Annotated in this window: 11 protein-coding genes; 8 read left to right on the top strand and 3 right to left on the bottom strand. The window is 70.7% G+C overall.

Annotated elements, in window-relative coordinates; translation table 11 throughout:
- Positions 1 to 92: 92 nt before the first annotated feature.
- Positions 93 to 845 (top strand): ABC transporter ATP-binding protein, encoded by a 753-nt coding sequence (locus tag ACFY3V_RS37595; RefSeq protein WP_389780070.1) that lies wholly within the window; start codon positions 93 to 95, stop codon positions 843 to 845.
- On the top strand, positions 839 to 3,232 hold the full coding sequence (locus ACFY3V_RS37590; RefSeq protein ID WP_389780068.1) for an FtsX-like permease family protein: 2,394 nt from the start codon (positions 839 to 841) through the stop codon (positions 3,230 to 3,232). Before ACFY3V_RS37595 ends, ACFY3V_RS37590 begins: the two co-directional genes overlap by 7 nt.
- Positions 3,233 to 3,313: 81 nt before the next feature.
- Here the strand turns inward: ACFY3V_RS37590 and ACFY3V_RS37585 are convergent, their stop codons facing one another.
- On the bottom strand, positions 3,314 to 3,973 hold the full coding sequence (locus ACFY3V_RS37585) for a VC0807 family protein (RefSeq protein WP_389780066.1): 660 nt from the start codon (positions 3,971 to 3,973) through the stop codon (positions 3,314 to 3,316).
- A gap of 292 nt (positions 3,974 to 4,265) precedes the next feature.
- Between ACFY3V_RS37585 and ACFY3V_RS37580 the strand changes: the two genes are divergently transcribed.
- The 6 genes from ACFY3V_RS37580 (at position 4,266) to ACFY3V_RS37555 (ending at position 13,489) form a co-directional block, all read left to right on the top strand.
- Positions 4,266 to 4,613, top strand: coding sequence for a luciferase family protein (locus ACFY3V_RS37580; protein ID WP_389780064.1), 348 nt, complete (start codon positions 4,266 to 4,268; stop codon positions 4,611 to 4,613).
- A 771-nt stretch (positions 4,614 to 5,384) separates the two neighbouring features.
- Positions 5,385 to 7,223 (top strand): cellulose binding domain-containing protein, encoded by a 1,839-nt coding sequence (locus tag ACFY3V_RS37575; RefSeq protein WP_389780062.1) that lies wholly within the window; start codon positions 5,385 to 5,387, stop codon positions 7,221 to 7,223.
- A gap of 118 nt (positions 7,224 to 7,341) precedes the next feature.
- Positions 7,342 to 8,901 carry a cellulose binding domain-containing protein gene (locus tag ACFY3V_RS37570; RefSeq protein WP_389780060.1) on the top strand — a complete coding sequence of 520 codons (1,560 nt, stop codon included), beginning with the start codon at positions 7,342 to 7,344 and terminating at the stop codon, positions 8,899 to 8,901.
- Positions 8,902 to 9,171: 270 nt separating this feature from the next.
- Positions 9,172 to 10,947, top strand: coding sequence for a chitinase (locus tag ACFY3V_RS37565; protein WP_389780058.1), 1,776 nt, complete (start codon positions 9,172 to 9,174; stop codon positions 10,945 to 10,947).
- A 202-nt stretch (positions 10,948 to 11,149) separates the two neighbouring features.
- Complete coding sequence (locus ACFY3V_RS37560) at positions 11,150 to 12,541, top strand: hypothetical protein (RefSeq protein WP_389780056.1); 1,392 nt, start codon at positions 11,150 to 11,152, stop codon at positions 12,539 to 12,541.
- A gap of 96 nt (positions 12,542 to 12,637) precedes the next feature.
- Complete coding sequence (locus ACFY3V_RS37555) at positions 12,638 to 13,489, top strand: PhzF family phenazine biosynthesis protein (RefSeq protein ID WP_389780054.1); 852 nt, start codon at positions 12,638 to 12,640, stop codon at positions 13,487 to 13,489.
- Positions 13,490 to 13,543: 54 nt separating this feature from the next.
- Here the strand turns inward: ACFY3V_RS37555 and ACFY3V_RS37550 are convergent, their stop codons facing one another.
- Both ACFY3V_RS37550 and ACFY3V_RS37545 read right to left on the bottom strand, forming a co-directional pair.
- The gene (locus tag ACFY3V_RS37550) at positions 13,544 to 14,266 is read right to left on the bottom strand and encodes a DUF6597 domain-containing transcriptional factor (RefSeq protein WP_389780052.1); all 723 of its coding nucleotides are present in this window, start codon (positions 14,264 to 14,266) and stop codon (positions 13,544 to 13,546) included.
- A 4-nt stretch (positions 14,267 to 14,270) separates the two neighbouring features.
- Entirely contained in the window at positions 14,271 to 15,377 is a 1,107-nt protein-coding gene (locus ACFY3V_RS37545; protein ID WP_389780050.1) for an AI-2E family transporter, read from the bottom strand.
- Positions 15,378 to 15,752: the final 375 nt, after the last annotated feature.

Here is a 15,752-nt window from a genome sequence, read left to right as displayed (position 1 = left end):
CGGGGGCGCGGGCGCGGTAGTGCCAGGTCTACCCTCACCTCTCGCCCCTGCGCCAATGCGCCGGCACGGCACGGGCGGCTTTGCTGAACGGCATGCACTCGACAGATCACAGGGAGACCGTGCGGCTGCGGGCGGTGCGCCGGCTGTACGGCACGGCCGCCCACCCGGTGAAGGCCCTCGACGGGGTGACGGCGAGCTTCCGTGCGGGCACGCTGACGGCGATCATGGGGCCTTCCGGATCAGGGAAGTCCACCCTGCTGCACTGCGCGGCGGGCCTGGACCGGCCGACCGACGGTACGGTCGCCATCGAGGACACCGACCTCGGCTCGCTGAGCGAGAACGGCCTCACCCTGTTGCGCCGCGAGCGGGTGGGGTTCGTCTTCCAGGCGTTCAACCTGGTGTCCGCGCTCACCGCCGAGCAGAACGTCGCGTTGCCGCTGCGCCTGGCCGGCCGCGCGGCCCCGGCCGGCCTGATCCGGGCGGCGCTGGCGGAGGTCGGCCTCGCGGACCGGGCGGGGCACCGGCCCAGCGGCCTGTCCGGCGGCGAGCAGCAGCGCGTGGCCATCGCGCGAGCGCTGATCACCAGGCCCGCCGTGGTGTTCGCCGACGAGCCGACCGGCCAGCTCGACACCAGGGTGTCGCACCAGGTCCTCGGCATGCTGCGCGGGCTCGTCGACGACCACGGACAAACGATGATCATGGTGACGCACGACCCGGTGACGGCCTCCTACGCCGACCGGGTGCTCTTCCTCGCCGACGGGCGCGTGGTGGACGAGTACACCGGGACCGTCACCGCCGAGATCGTCGCCGCCCGGATGGCCGCACTGGAGGTCGTGCCGTGCTGACCTTCGCGACATTGCGGGAGCGGTGGCACTCCTTCGCCGGGGGGTTCGTCGTCCTCTTTCTCGGCATGACGATGGTGTCGATGAGCGTCCTCGCCCTCACCTCGGCCGGGGCGAGGGTGCCCGACCGGCTGGCGGGGACGCCCGTGTTCGTCTCGGTGCCGGCGATCGAGCGGGGCGACGGTAACTTCGCCCCGGATCGTCCCTGGTCGCCGGAGACGGTCGCGTCGCTGCGGGAACGGCTGGGCGCGATTCCCGGGGTGGCACACGCCATACCGGATCGGATGTTCTACGCCCAGCCGGTCGTCGACGGCAGGCCGGTGGCGGGCGACCGGGGGTACGCGTGGTCGGCGGCGGCGCTGGCGCCGTACACACTGACGGCGGGCGCCGCGCCGCGGGAGGGCGAGGTGGCGCTGGACCGGACGCTGGGGCTCGCGCCGGGGGCGCGGGTGCGGGTGCTGACCGTGCACGGGCCGGTGACGTACACGGTGTCCGGCACGGTGAACGGGCCCGGGGTGTACCTGAGTGACACCGAGGCGGCCCGCGTACCGGCGGGGGTGCGCGCGATCGGCCTGGTCACCGAGCCGGGGGCGGACGACGCCGCGGTCGCCGCGGCCGCACGGACGGTGGCCGGCGCGTCCGGCGTGGTGCGCACGGGGGAGGGGCGCGACGTCCTGGAGACGCGGGAACACGAGCGGACCCGCTGGATCGGCCTGCAGGTCCTCACCGGGATGGCCACGCTGTCGGTGTTCGTGTCGATCCTGGTCGTGGGCTCGACGTTCGCGGTGGGGGTGGCGCAGCGGCGTCGCGAGTTCGGCCTGCTGCGCGCCGTCGGCGCGACGCCGCGCCAGGTGCGGCGGATGGTGTACGGCGAGGCGCTGCTGGTCGGTGTGATCGCGACGGCGGCGGGGGTGGCGGCCGGAGCGTCGCTCGCTCCCGTGCTGGGGGACGTGCTGGTCACGGCCGGGTTCGAACCGCCGGGCTTCGCGGTGCGATTGTCGGTGCCGCCGCTCGCGGGCTCGTTCGCGATGGGGGTGGTCGTCACGCTGGCGGGGGTGTGGTCGGCGTCCGGGCGGGCCGCGCGCGTGCGTCCGCTGGAGGCGTTGCGCGAGGCCGAGGTGGACGACCGGCCGATGCCGCGCGCGCGGTGGATCGCCGGGGCGGTGTGCTGCGCGCTGGGACTGGTGGCCGCGGTCGACGCGTGGGGCTCGGACGGTTCGGAGGCGTTCGCGCTGTCGGGCCTGGTCGCGGCGATGGGGGTGATCGCGGGGGTGGCGTTGCTCTCGCCCGCGATCGTGCCGCCGGTGGCGCGGCTGGTGTCGTGGCCGCTCGCCCGGGGCCGGGGCGCGACCGGGACGCTTGTCAGGGAGAACGCGCTGACCGCGGTCCGCCGCACCGCGGCCACGGCCACCCCGGTACTGGTCACGGTGGGCTGCGCGATCCTGATCACGGGAATGGTGCGGACGACGGCCGCGGCGTTCGCCGAGGTGCGCGCCACCACGATCCGGGCGGACGCGGTGATCGTGCCGGACGGTACGCCGGGGCTCACGGACACGGCGGCGTCGGCCTCAGGCGCACGGTCGTCCCTGTTCGGCGCCCTGTTCGAGCCGGACGGCGGTGTTTTGAGCGCCATCGGCGCCACCCCGGAACTCCTGGAGTCGGCGGGTGACGTCCAGGTGGTCTCCGGCTCGCTCGACGCGCTCAGGGACGCCGACCGGGTGCTCGTGGCGGACTGGCTGGCCGAGGACCGGGGGCTGCGGCCGGGCTCGCCGCTGCCGGTGTCGTTCGAGGACGGCACCTCGGCGTCACCGACGGTGGCGGGCGTGGTCCGGGGGGCGGACGCCGATGTCCTGCTGTCCCGCGAACTGTTCAGAGGGCACGACGCGACGACCCTCGCCAAGGAGGCGTACGTCGCCGGCGCCCCGGCACCGCCGGGTCCGGGGGCACGCGCGGTGGACGTCCGCACCTACTCGGCGGAGGCGGACGCCGAGGAGGACCGGCTCGTGTGGATCGCGACCGTGCTCCTCGTCGTGGTGTCCACGGCCTACGCGGGCGTGGCGATCGTGAACACGATGGTGATGTCGGCGGCCGGGCGCGTCCGCGACCTCGCGGTGCTGCGCCTGTCGGGCGCGACGGGACGGCAGGTGCTCGGGACGGTGGCCGCCGAGTCGGCGCTCGTGGTGCTGCTCGGCGCGGGGCTGGGGCTCGTGGTGGCGTTGCCCGCGCTGATGGGCATGCGAGGCGCCCTCGCCACGGCGATGCGCGCGGACGTCCCCCTCGTGGTGCCGTGGCCGCTCATCCTGGGGGTGATCGCCGCCTGCCTGGCCCTCGCCGTCTGCGCCGCCGTACTCGCCGCCCGCCCCGCCGTACGGCTCCCGGCGAGGCGCTGACCGCTCCGGACGCCCGGACACCGGGTGATCGGGGTGGGCACCGGAGCGCTCAGGTGGCCGGGACGGGCGGGAGTCCGGGCGCTAGGCGGGCGGGGCGGCGATGGCCAGGGTGGCGACGGGGTCGTGGTGCAGGCGGCTCAGCATCCGGCGGAAGGCGTACAGGGAGAAGGCCACCGCCAGGCCGCTGATCACGGCCACGGCGGTGGTGCGGACCAGCAGGTAGGTGCCGATCGACTCGTGCAGCAGGAGCCAGATGCTCACCGCGGAGTTGGCGAGCAGCACGAAGGCCCACAGCAGGGTGATGCGGGCGAAGAAGCGGCGGACCCGCTCGTGTCTCAGCACCGCGGAGGGCAGGTGGATGTAGTCGAGGGTGAGCCTCTGCACCAGCGGGCGGTTGAGGCGCACCGAGGCGAGGAAGAGCACGCTGATGCAGATCGTCCCGAGCTCCGGCTGCAGGAAGTAGATCACCGCGCTCCCGGTCCAGAACCCCAGCAGCGCCCGCACGGTGATCGCGACGGTGGCGAGGATCATCGTCCCGGGCACGGGGACCCGCCGGACCAGCCGCCACCCCACCCCCGCGTACACCCAGGCGACCGCCGCGATCAGCGCGCCCTTGAGGCCGAGGAGGGCGAGGGCGGCGTAGAAGACGGCGAGGGGGGCGACGACGCCCTCCAGCAGTCTCGGCGCGGCCTGCCTGGCGAGAGCGGCGAGACGGGGGAGGACGATGGGCTGGTGGCTCATTGACGCTCCACGGGCTGGGGCGACGGCAGACGCTGGACGCTCACGCCTACCCCGGCGTGACACGAACATGTCAGCCGTCGCAGGGGGTGCTGGAGAGGGCTACCTCCGGTCTTGACCGGGAACTCACCGTACCCGACGCCGGTTCGTGTCCTCGCGAAAACAACTCAATAACACTGCAATAACGGTTGAGAACGGTGAGGATCATTACGATTCGCCAGAAGGATCACTGCGCCGGTAACGGTTAAGAAACGGTAGCTTTCCCGATCGTGTCCGGTCCGCGACGATGAGAGACATGGCAGTGCTGCGCACGCACGCGTCCCGCCGTTCCACCGAGGGTGTCGAGAATGTGGCCGCCCAGCTCCTCCGCTGGCCGGCCCTGGCGCTGAAGCGCACCAGAAAAGGGCTCGGGTTCCGGGCCGATGGCCGGGAGATCGTCAGGATGTCCGGCGACCACACCGCGGAGCTGCTCCTCACCAAACCCGTGATCGACCGGTGGGCACGGGTGCTCGCCGACTGTCGCCGGGTCACCCCCGGAGCCGACGACGGGTGGGTGGCCATGTCCATCGAGGGCCGGGCCGACGCCGAACTGTTCCTCTCGCTCGTCAGCGTCGCGATCAAGGCGAACCAGACCTCGCGATAGCCGATCTCGGGCCACTCCTCTCGCTCGTCGGTGTCGCCGTCGCGACCCGGAGTCCGCGATAGCCGAAGTCGACGAACGGCGCCCCCGCGCCCGTCGGCGGCCGACGCCCTTCCTTCCCCCGTATTTCCCGGACGGCGTGAGCGTCCGACGTTTTTTTGGGCCTTGTGTCAGGGGTGTGTCAAGGCTACGATCACGACAACTCTTAGGAAACTTTCCTAAAAGAAGTGCCGACCGGGGGTGCCCATGGCTCGCGCGTCCCCTCCCCTCGACCCCTAGCTGCGACAACCCGACGGCGGAAGCCGTCGCCACCGAAGGTCCGACCGTCCGGACGCCTCACCCCCCAGGTTCCACGTCCATCGGAGCGATCATGCGGCGCGCCCTTTCCCCACCCGTCCTGACTGCGGCTGCAAGCCCTCGCCGAGGCCTGCCCACGCCCGGCGGCACGGCCGTCCCCCTCCTCGCCGTTCAGGCCACCGCCACGCCCGCCATCGATGCGGGCGTCCCCGCGGCGCTCATCGGCGCCGCCGTCGCCCGCCTCGAGGACTCAGGCCGGCGCCCGCGAGCCACGGCCGAGCACCGCCGTCCGGGAGCCACGAGCCGGTGACGCCCCGCCGATCCCGGCGGTCCCCGGCGCCCCGCGCCGATCAACGGAACGGTCCCCGTCCCTGGGCGAGACCGAGCCCACCCCGCCGTACGGCCCGCGCCACATCCGCGCATCCCCCTCGCGCGGCGCGGGCCGTACGGTCACCCCACGAAACGCATGAGGTCAACGTGAAACCACACGCCATCGCTCGTTCTCTCGTCGCACTGGCGGCACTGCTCCTGTCGATGACGGTCGCGCTCCCCGCCCAGGCCGCCTCGAACACCGCCGTCTTCACCAAAACCTCGGACTGGGGGACCGGTTTCGAGGGCAAGTACACGATCACGAATGGTGGTACGACGGCGATCAACGGCTGGTCGGTCGCCTTCGATCTGCCCTCGGGGGCGAACATCGGGTCTTTCTGGGACGCGGCGATGAGTCGTAGCGGGCAGCGTTTCACCTTCACCAACGTCGGCTGGAACGCGACGATCGCTCCGGGGGCGACGGCGAGTTTCGGTTTCAACGGCAGCCCGGGCGGGGTTACGCCGTCGAACTGCACGCTCAACGGCGCGGCCTGCGGCGGCGGTACCCCCACCACCCCGGGTACGCCGGGCACCCCGTCGGTGACGGGGACGACGAACTCGTCGATCTCGCTGTCGTGGGGTGCCTCCAGCGGCACCGTGACGGGTTATCGGGTGTACGAGGGGTCGACGCAGCGGGCGCAGGTGAGTGGTACGAGTGCCACGATCGGTTCGCTGGGGACGTGCACCTCGCACACCTACACGGTCAGGGCGTACAACGCGCAGGGTGAGTCGGCCGCGAGCGGCGCGGTGAGCGCCACCACCACCGGCTGCACCGGCGGCGTCCCCGGAAAGCCGGGCGCGGTGGCCGCGACGGGCGGCGCGAACAGCGTGGCGCTGTCATGGGGCGCGTCCTCGGGAACGGTGACCGGCTACCGGGTGTACGAGGGGTCGACGGTGCGGGCGACCGTGACCGGGACGAGCACGACGGTGTCCGGGCTGGGTGTGTGCGAGGCGCACACCTACACGGTGGCGGCGTACAACTCCGCGGGCGAGGGCCCCAAGAGCGACCCGGCGAGCGCGACCACGGCCGGCTGCACCGGCGGAGGCCAGCTGCCAAAGCACTTCCTCACCGGCTACTGGCACAACTTCGACAACCCGGCCGTCGAACTGCGGCTGTCCGCGGTACCCAACGAGTACGACCTGGTCGCGGTCTCCTTCGGAGAGGCCACCGCCACCCCCGGTGAGGTCGTCTTCGCCGTGGACCCGGGCCTGTCCGCCTCCCTCGGCGGCTACACCGACGCCCAGTTCAGGGCCGACGTGCAGACCCTCCACTCCCGTGGCAAGAAGGTCATCCTCTCGGTCGGCGGCGAGGCGGGCCGCGTGCAGGTGGCGAGCGCCGCCGCCGCGACCAAGTTCGCCGACACCGTCTACGCCCTGATGCAGAGCTACGGCTTCGACGGCGTCGACATCGACCTGGAGAACGGGCTCAACTCCACCTACATGGGCCAGGCGCTCCGGTCGCTGCGGGCGAAGGCGGGCGCGAACCTGATCATCACGATGGCGCCGCAGACCATCGACATGCAGTCCACCGGCGCCGAGTACTTCAAGCTGGCGCTGAACATCAAGGACATCCTCACCGTCGTCCACACCCAGTTCTACAACTCGGGCTCCATGCTCGGCTGCGACCAGACGTTCGCCTACTCGCAGGGGTCGGTCAACTTCATGACCGCGCTCGCCTGCATCCAGTTGGAGAACGGGCTGCGTCCCGACCAGGTGGCGCTCGGACTGCCCGCGGGACCCGGCGCGGCGGGCGGCGGGATCGTCGCCCCCGCCCTGGTGAACCAGGCCCTCACCTGCCTCGCCACCAGGACCAACTGCGGCAGCTTCGTGCCGCCGCGCGCCTACCCCGGGATCCGCGGCGCGATGACCTGGTCGATCAACTGGGACGCCAGCAACAACTGGAACTTCTCCAGGACCGTCAAACCGCACCTCGCGACCCTGCCCTAGCCCTCGCACCTCACGACCCCGGACCCGCCCGGCACCTCACCGTCCACGACGCGCCCGGGCGGGCCAGGGACCCCCGACCTCGCACCTTCGATCTCCTCCCCCCAACCGAGGAAGTGCCATGAGATTTCGACGAACGCTGACCGCGGTCCTCGCCGCGCTCGGCATGTCAATCGGCCTGTCAACGGTCGCGACCCCCGCGTTCGCGGCACCCACCACCGCCGTCTTCACCAAAACCTCGGACTGGGGGACCGGTTTCGAGGGCAAGTACACGATCACGAATGGTGGTACGACGGCGATCAACGGCTGGTCGGTCGCCTTCGATCTGCCCTCGGGGGCGAACATCGGGTCCTTCTGGGACGCGGCGATGAGTCGTAGCGGGCAGCGTTTCACCTTCACCAACGTCGGCTGGAACGCGACGATCGCTCCGGGGGCGACGGCGAGTTTCGGTTTCAACGGCAGCCCGGGCGGGGTTACGCCGTCGAACTGCACGCTCAACGGCGCCGCCTGCGGCGGCGGCAGCGTCCCGGGAACGCCGGGCACACCCGGTACTCCGTCGGTGACGGGGACGACGAACTCGTCGATCTCGCTGTCGTGGGGTGCCTCCAGCGGCACCGTGACGGGTTATCGGGTGTACGAGGGGTCGACGCAGCGGGCGCAGGTGAGTGGTACGAGTGCCACGATCGGTTCGCTGGGGACGTGCACCTCGCACACCTACACGGTCAGGGCGTACAACGCGCAGGGTGAGTCGGCCGCGAGCGGCGCGGTGAGCGCCACCACCACCGGCTGCACCAACCCCGACCCGGGAGGCAAGATGGCCGGAGCCCCCTACCTCTACATGGGCTGGGGCAACCCGCCCAACCCGGTGACCGTCATGAACGCGACCGGCGTGAAGTCCTTCACCATGGCGTTCATCCTGTCCAGCGGCGGCTGCAACCCCGCCTGGGACGGCGCGAGGCCGCTGACCGGCGGTGCCGACCAGGCCGCGATCAACCAGATCAAGGCCGCGGGCGGCAGCGTGCAGATCTCCTTCGGCGGATGGTCGGGCAACAAGCTCGGCCCGAACTGCTCCACCCCGGCCGCGTTCGCCGGAGCGGTGCAGCAGGTGATCAACGCCGTCGGTCCCGCGGTCGTCGACTTCGACATCGAGAACACCGACGAGTTCGAGAACTACACCGTCCAGGACCGCATCCTCAACGGCCTGAAGATCGTCAAGCAGAACAACCCGAACGTCAAGATCGTCGTCACCTTCGGCACCTCGACCACCGGCCCGACCTCCCACGGCATCCGCCTGATCAACCAGGCCAAGGCGCTCGCCGTACCGATCGACAACTACACGATCATGCCGTTCGACTTCGGCGCCTCGAACATCTACACCGCCACCGTCAACGCCTCGGAGGGCCTGAAGAACGCGCTCAAGGCCGCCAACGGCTGGACCGACGCGCAGGCGTACGCCCGCATGGGCATCTCCGGCATGAACGGCCTGTCCGACCAGCAGGAACTGACCACGGTCGCGACCTGGACCCAGATCCGCGACTGGGCCAAGTCCAAGGGGCTGACCCGCTTCGCCTACTGGTCGGTCAACCGCGACCGTCCCTGCCCGGGCGGCGGCGTGACCTCCAACTGCAGCGGGATCGCCCAGAGCGACTGGGACTTCACCCGCGTCACCGCCGGCTTCTGACCCGCGCGGAGCGGGCCCGCCCAGGACGAGAACGTCCGGCGCGGGCCCGCCCGACGCGGAGCACGCGCCGGGCGAAGACGCCCGGCGCGTGCGCGGAACGGAACCGCGTGCCATGTCAGGCCCGAGCGGTCCCACCAGACGCCCGGCTCGGGCACGGAACGGAAACGCTCCGCGCTTCCCGCACGACCCGTCCGGCACGGCCCGCACCCCGCCCGGGGGCGGGCCGTGCCCCACGAACACCCTCCTAAAGATCTTTGCGGGGTAAATCGGATGTACCTCAGGAAACTCGCGGCGATCGCCGTACTGGCGCTGGGCGGGACGACGCTCGCCGCGTCACCCGCCCACGCCGCCAACATCGCGGTCAACCCCGGCTTCGAGAGCGGGCTGACCGGCTGGACCTGCACGGCGTCCTCCGGAGCCACGGCGGTGTCCACGCCGGTCCACAGCGGCACCAGGGCACTGCAGGCCACACCGGCGGGGAACGACACCGCCCGCTGTCAGCAGACGATCAGCGTCAGACCGTCCTCGGCCTACACCCTGTCGGCCTGGGTGAGGGGCGGCTACGTCTTCCTCGGCGCGACCGGAACCGGCGGCACCGACCCCAGCACGTGGGCGTCCTCACCGTCGTCCTACGTCCAGCTGTCGACCTCGTTCACCACCGGCGCCTCGACCACCTCGGTCACGATCTACGTCAACGGCTGGTACGGCCAGGGCGTCTACCAGGCCGACGACGTCGTCCTCGACGGAGCAGCGGGGCAGGGACAGCCTCCCGCGGCGCCCGCCGGGCTCACCGGCACCGGAAACGCCACCACCGCCTCGCTGAGCTGGAGCGCCTCCTCGGGCGCGACCGGCTACAACGTCTACCGCAACGGGACGAAGGTCGGCGCCCCCACCGGGACCACCTACACCGACAGCCCCGGTGCGGGGACGCACAGCTACCAGGTGAGTGCGACCAACGCCTCGGGCGAGTCCGCGAGGTCCGGCGCGGTCTCCGCGACCGTCACCGGCACACCCCCCGGCACCCTGCCCAAACGGGTGCTGGTCGGCTACCTGCACGCCTCCTTCGCCAACGGCTCCGGCTACACGCGGATGGCGGACGTACCCAACGCCTGGGACGTCATCAACCTCTCCTTCGGCGAACCCACCTCGGTGACCTCGGGAGACATCCGCTTCACCCAGTGCCCGGTCGCGGAATGCCCCAACGTCGAGTCCGAGGCCGAGTTCATCGCCGGAATCCGGGCCAAGCAGGCACTCGGCAAGAAGGTGCTGATCTCGATCGGCGGCCAGAACGGCCAGGTCCAGCTGAGCACCACCGCCGCACGCGACAGGTTCGTCCAGTCGGTGAGCGCCATCATCGACAGGTACGGCCTCGACGGGCTGGACATCGACTTCGAGGGCCACTCCCTCTATCTCGACAACGGCGACACCAACCTGTCCGCCCCCACCACACCGGTCATCGTCAACCTGATCTCCGCGCTCAAGACCCTCAAGGCCAGGTACGGCACGCGGTTCGTGCTGACCATGGCCCCCGAGACGTTCTTCGTCCAGCTGGGCTACCAGTTCTACGGTCCCGGCCCGAACGGCTCCGCCGACCGGCGGGCCGCGTCGTACCTCCCCGTCATCCACGCGATGCGCAACGACCTGACCCTGCTGCACGTCCAGGACTACAACTCCGGGCCGATCATGGGGCTGGACAACCAGTACCACACCATGGGCGGCCACGACTTCCACGTCGCCATGACCGACATGCTGCTCGCGGGCTTCCCCATCGCGGGCAACCCGAACAACGTCTTCCCCGCCCTGCGCCAGGACCAGGTCGCGATCGGCCTGCCCGCCGCCCCGTTCGCGGGTAACGGTTTCACCACGGTCGCCGAGGTCCAGAAGGCCTTCGACTGCCTGGCCAAGGGGACGAACTGCGGGACGTACCGGCCCAGAGGGGTCTACCCGAACCTCCGGGGCCTGATGACCTGGTCGATCAACTGGGACAGGTACAACGCCTTCGAGTTCTCCCGCAACCACCGGGCCTATCTCGACGGCCTGGGCTGATAACCCCTCGCCGCCGGAGGAGACGGACCTCCGGCGGCGAGGTTCCACCCCGGTGTGCCCCGCGGGTTCTCCGGCGCGCGCCCGGAGACGGTCACTCGTCGTGACGGCCTTGATCCAGAAAGCCGTAAAACTGGCAGAGTGGTCTCGTTTTGGGAATGCGGGTGGCTGGCTGGTCGCCAGGTCGGGCAGGCTAGGGGCCGTCATGGACTACGCAATTCTCACGGGGTTCGTCCTCGTCACCGGTGTCGTGCTCGCCCTGGTAGCGCAATGGAAAGGCTGGAGACCCTCCCTCCTGGTCGTACTGGGTGTGGGAATCGCCTTCAGAGTGCTCATCATGGCCACATCGGCGGTGGACACCTGGCAACCGGTCGACTTCATCAACAGCTTCAAGCCCGCCGGCGAGGCGGTCCTGAACCGTGAGGATCCCGTTCTGGGCAGCTCGGGAGGCTGGCACTTCCTGCCGACCATCCCCTACGTCTACGGTCTCCTGCTCTGGCTGGGCATCCCCTGGGAGGTTGGCGGGCGCCTGGTCACCGTGGTCGCGGACATCGTGCTGATCCCGCTGGTCGGCAAGCTCGCCGGGGGGCCCAACGCCTCGCTGCGCGCCTTCCAGTACGCCTGCAACCCGCTCGCCATCCTCGTCGCCTCCGTCCACGGCCAGGTCGAGCCGGTCGCCCTGGTCTTCGGCGTCGCCGCCTTCGTCGTCGCCCGAGGCCCCGGCGACCCCCACCGGCCGGGCATGACCACCAACCCGGTCGCGCTGGTGCGGCAGAGCGTCGCCCTCCACGGCCTCGCCGGCGCCGTACGGCACGCCTTCGGCCCGGACGGGGTGCTTCGAGCGGCGCTCACCCCGCGCGAGGGCGACCGGCAGTCGCTGCGCCGGGCCCTGTTCGCGGGACTGCTGATGGGGCTCGCGCTGTGCGCCAAGAGTTGGCCGATCTGGCTCATCCCCGGCCTGCTTCTGCTGCTGCCCACCTTCCGCGCCCGCGCCGTGGCGTTCGTGGCCACGGGCATCGCGCCGATCTTCTTCCTCGTCACCCTGCCGATCTTCGCCGGTACCTCGCTGAGCCAGATCCCCGAGGTCATCCGGGTGATCCAGGAGATCCGTCCGATCGTCGGCCAGTGGGGCTACAGCGCCATCCTCATGAACGGCGTCAACGACCTCAACCAGGGGATCGCCACCTTCGGCACCCGCCTGATCTACGTCACCATGCTGATCACGGCCTTCCTGTGGCGCCGCGCCGACCCGATCGACCTCACCACGGCGCTGCTGCTCGCCTTCATGGTCACCACCCCCAGGCTCGGCGCGCAGTATCTCCTGTGGTTCATGCCGTTCCTGATCGCCCGCCCCACCCGCTTCGCGTGGCCCGCGATCATCGGAGCCTCACTCTGGGCGGGGTACGGCTACCTCTACATGACCCAGTTCGACTCCGCCACCTGGCGAAGTCTCCACGTCGTCTGGTCGCAGGCGTCCATCGTGCTGCTGCCGATCCTGGCGCTCGCCATGCCCTGGGAGCGCCGGGTCTTCCGCGCACCCGCCACCCCCTCCTCCGAGGGGCCACCGCCGTCGACACCCGTCTCCGCCTCCACCTGAGCTCCCACGTCCGCTCGGCTCCCGTGTCCGCGTCCCCGTCACAGCCGCGTGGCGGGGCCCCGGCAGACCCTGGCCTGGCTGATAGGTTCCGGTCCTGTGACGAGCACCGTGGAGATCCTGCGATACACCGCTTTCACCCACGATCCCGAAGGAGGAAACCCCGCCGGGATCGTCCTCGACGCGGCCGACCTCTCCGACTCGGAGATGCTGGCCGTCGCCGCCGAGGTCGGATACTCCGAGACGGCTTTCGTGACCGCCCGCGACGACGAGCGGCGTGCCTTCACGGTCCGGTATTTCGCCCCCTCGGCGGAGGTGGCGTTCTGCGGGCACGCCACGATCGCCACCTCGGTGGCGCTCGCCGAACGCCTCGGGATCGGGCGTCTGGCCTTCGACACCAAGGCGGGTGAGATCGTCGTCGACACCGAGATCGTCGACGACGCGCTCCGCGCCACGCTCACCAGCGTTCCCACATACTCCAGGCCCGTCGCGGAGGACGCGCTGGAGGAGGCGCTCGCCGCCCTCGGATGGTCCCGCGACGAACTCGATCCGGCCTTCCCGCCGCACGTCGCGTTCGGCGGCGTCGATCACCTCATGATCGCCGCGGCCTCTCGTGAACGCCTGGCCGACCTCGACTACGACTACGAGCGGCTGAAAGCGGTCATGACCCGCGAAGGCTGGACGACGGCGAACCTGTTCTGGCGGGAGAGCGACGAGCGGTTCCACGCCCGCAACCCGTTCCCGGTCGGGGGCGTCGTGGAGGACCCCGCCACCGGGGCCGCGGCCGCCGCGTTCGGCGGCTACCTGCGAGTCCTCGGGACCGGCTCCTCGGAGTTCACGGTCATCCAGGGGGTGGACATGGGACGGCCCAGCACGCTGAAGGTCTCGATCGCCTCCGTGGACGGCCGAAGCCGGGTGAGCGGCGGAGCGGTCGCGATGGAGACCGCCTGACCCCGAGCCGCGGGCACCGCGCGCGGGCCGGGGTGACGGCCCGCGCGGACCCGGTCAGGTGCTCTCGCCAGCGGACCGATCGAGCAGCCGCTTCAGGGGCACACCCGCCAGCCGTCGTACCTCGTTCGCCATGTGGGCCTGGTCGGCGTAGCCGCTGAGCACGGCGACCTCGGCCGCCGTGACCCCGCGCCTGGCCAGGCCAAGCGCCCGCTGAAACCTGACCACCCGCTGCAGCACCTTCGGCCCGTAGCCGAAGGCCCGTACGGACCGGCGCAGAAGCTGTCGCTCACCGAGTCCCAGCTCCCAGGCCACCTCCCGCACGCTCCGCCCGGCCCGCAGTGCCTCGGCGATCGCGGGCGCCGAGGGGTCGGGCCCGGGCGTCGCGCGCAGCCGTACGACCAGAGCCCGCTGTACGCCGTCGAAGAGCGGCTCCGACGGCCGGAGTCCCGCGAGGGGCTCCAGATCGGACAGTTCCGAGAGGGATTCGAGGTCGGACAGCGGCACCCGCAGGTCGCGCAGGCTGTCGAGCGGCACACCGAACAGTTCGCCCACCGCGCCGGGCCTGAACCGGACCCCGGCGTATCGGTCACCCGGCACCATCCGGACGGGTTTCGGCCCCGTGTCGGGTCCCGCGACCTGCGCTCCTCCAGGACCCCAGATCAGGTCCACGCAGCCGTCGGGCACGACCAGCTGCGTCGCGGCCGAGGACGACTCGTTGACCCACAGGCAGGCCACCCGCCCGGCGAGGCCGGGAGCCGGCGCCCACTCGCGATACATGGCCTCAGGGTACGGGCGGTGAGGACTTCGCCTCGTCTCCGCCCGGTTTCCTCTTCGGCGCGGGCCTCTCCTCCTCGGGAACCTCCCCGGAGACGAGAGCGACGGCCCACTTGCCGTCGGGGTCGCTGTCGAGCAGCAGCGCGCGGGTCAGCAGGCTGAGCGGGATGGCGAGCAGTGCGCCCAGCGGGCCGAGGACGAATGTCCACAGGATGAGCGAGAGGAAGGTGACGGTGGTGGACAGGCCGACGGCGTCACCGAGGAACTTCGGCTGGATCAGCGACTGCACCACGAAGTTGATCAGTATGTAGGAGACGATCACGAGGATCATGGTTTTGGGCCCGCCCTCCAGGAGGCCGAGCAGAGCGGGCGGGATCAACCCCAGGACGAAGCCGATGTTGGGGATGTAGTTCGTGATCAGCGCCAGCACGCCCCAGAGGAGGGGGAGTGGCACACCGAGAATCCAGAGCGCGGCCACGTCCAGCGCGGAGCAGATCAGCCCGAACCCCGTCGAGACCAGGAGGTAACGGCGGGTCTTGTGGGCGAAGTTGTTGAGTGCCCCGATGAGGAGGGGCCTGCGCTCCGCCCCCATGGCGAGGATCCTGGAGAAGGCCTGAGCGTCCAGGCACATGGCCAGGAGCAGGACGATGACGAGAACCAGGCCGGAGAAGACGCCCAGCAGTCCCGAGATGAATCCCTGCGCGAGCTCGAAGATCTTTCCGGGGTCGAAGGAATTGATCGCCTCGTTCATCTGCTGGGTGCCGAAGCCGAGCCTGGCCACCTGCTCCTGCGCCTCCGCGACGAGCTGTTTGAACTGCGCGTCGTAGGTGGGGGCGAGTGCCGCCATCTGCGCTATCGCCACGGTCAGGATCGCCACCATGCCCAGGAGCACGAGCAGCACGATCACCAGGGGGATCGCCACCAGCGTCCACCCGGGAGCTCCGCGCTCGCGAAGCCAGGTCCTGACCGGGGAGACCGCGAGGACCAGGACCAGGGCGAGCAGTACCGGTCCGACGATCGACCCGATCTCCTTGATGCCCGCCAGGGTGACCACGGCACCCGCGGTGCAGAGGAGTACGACGAGCGCCCTGGGCAACACTCTTTGGTCCGTCATAACGGATCCCCTACCCAGCAGCCGGGAAACACGTCCTGGGCAGGGCGCGCACTTCGATTTGACGGAGTCCGGCGACGTACATAGAGTTCACAGGCCCGAGGGGGTTGGTGGAGATCGCCAGAGCCTCGGGACCCTCCTTCTGATCATCTCCCTTCGTCGGGGCGCGTGCGTCACGCCGAGATCCGGTTGGACAACGACCGGATGTTGGAGTAAGTTAGAGGGGTTGCCCTGGAAACGGGGTGGTCGCAATCCTAGCGGGTTCGGCGGGTTCGAGTCGAGAGTCGGAAAATCCGACAGTTTGACACGAAACCGACACTCCCGATAAGATAGTGATACGAAATGGAACGCCCCGGAGTTCTGCCGGACCGGTTGGTC

It is taken from the genome of Streptosporangium sp. NPDC000095 (genome assembly GCF_042899335.1).
Taxonomy (GTDB): Bacteria; Actinomycetota; Actinomycetes; order Streptosporangiales; family Streptosporangiaceae; genus Streptosporangium.
This window is presented reverse-complemented; position numbering and strand designations above follow the sequence as displayed.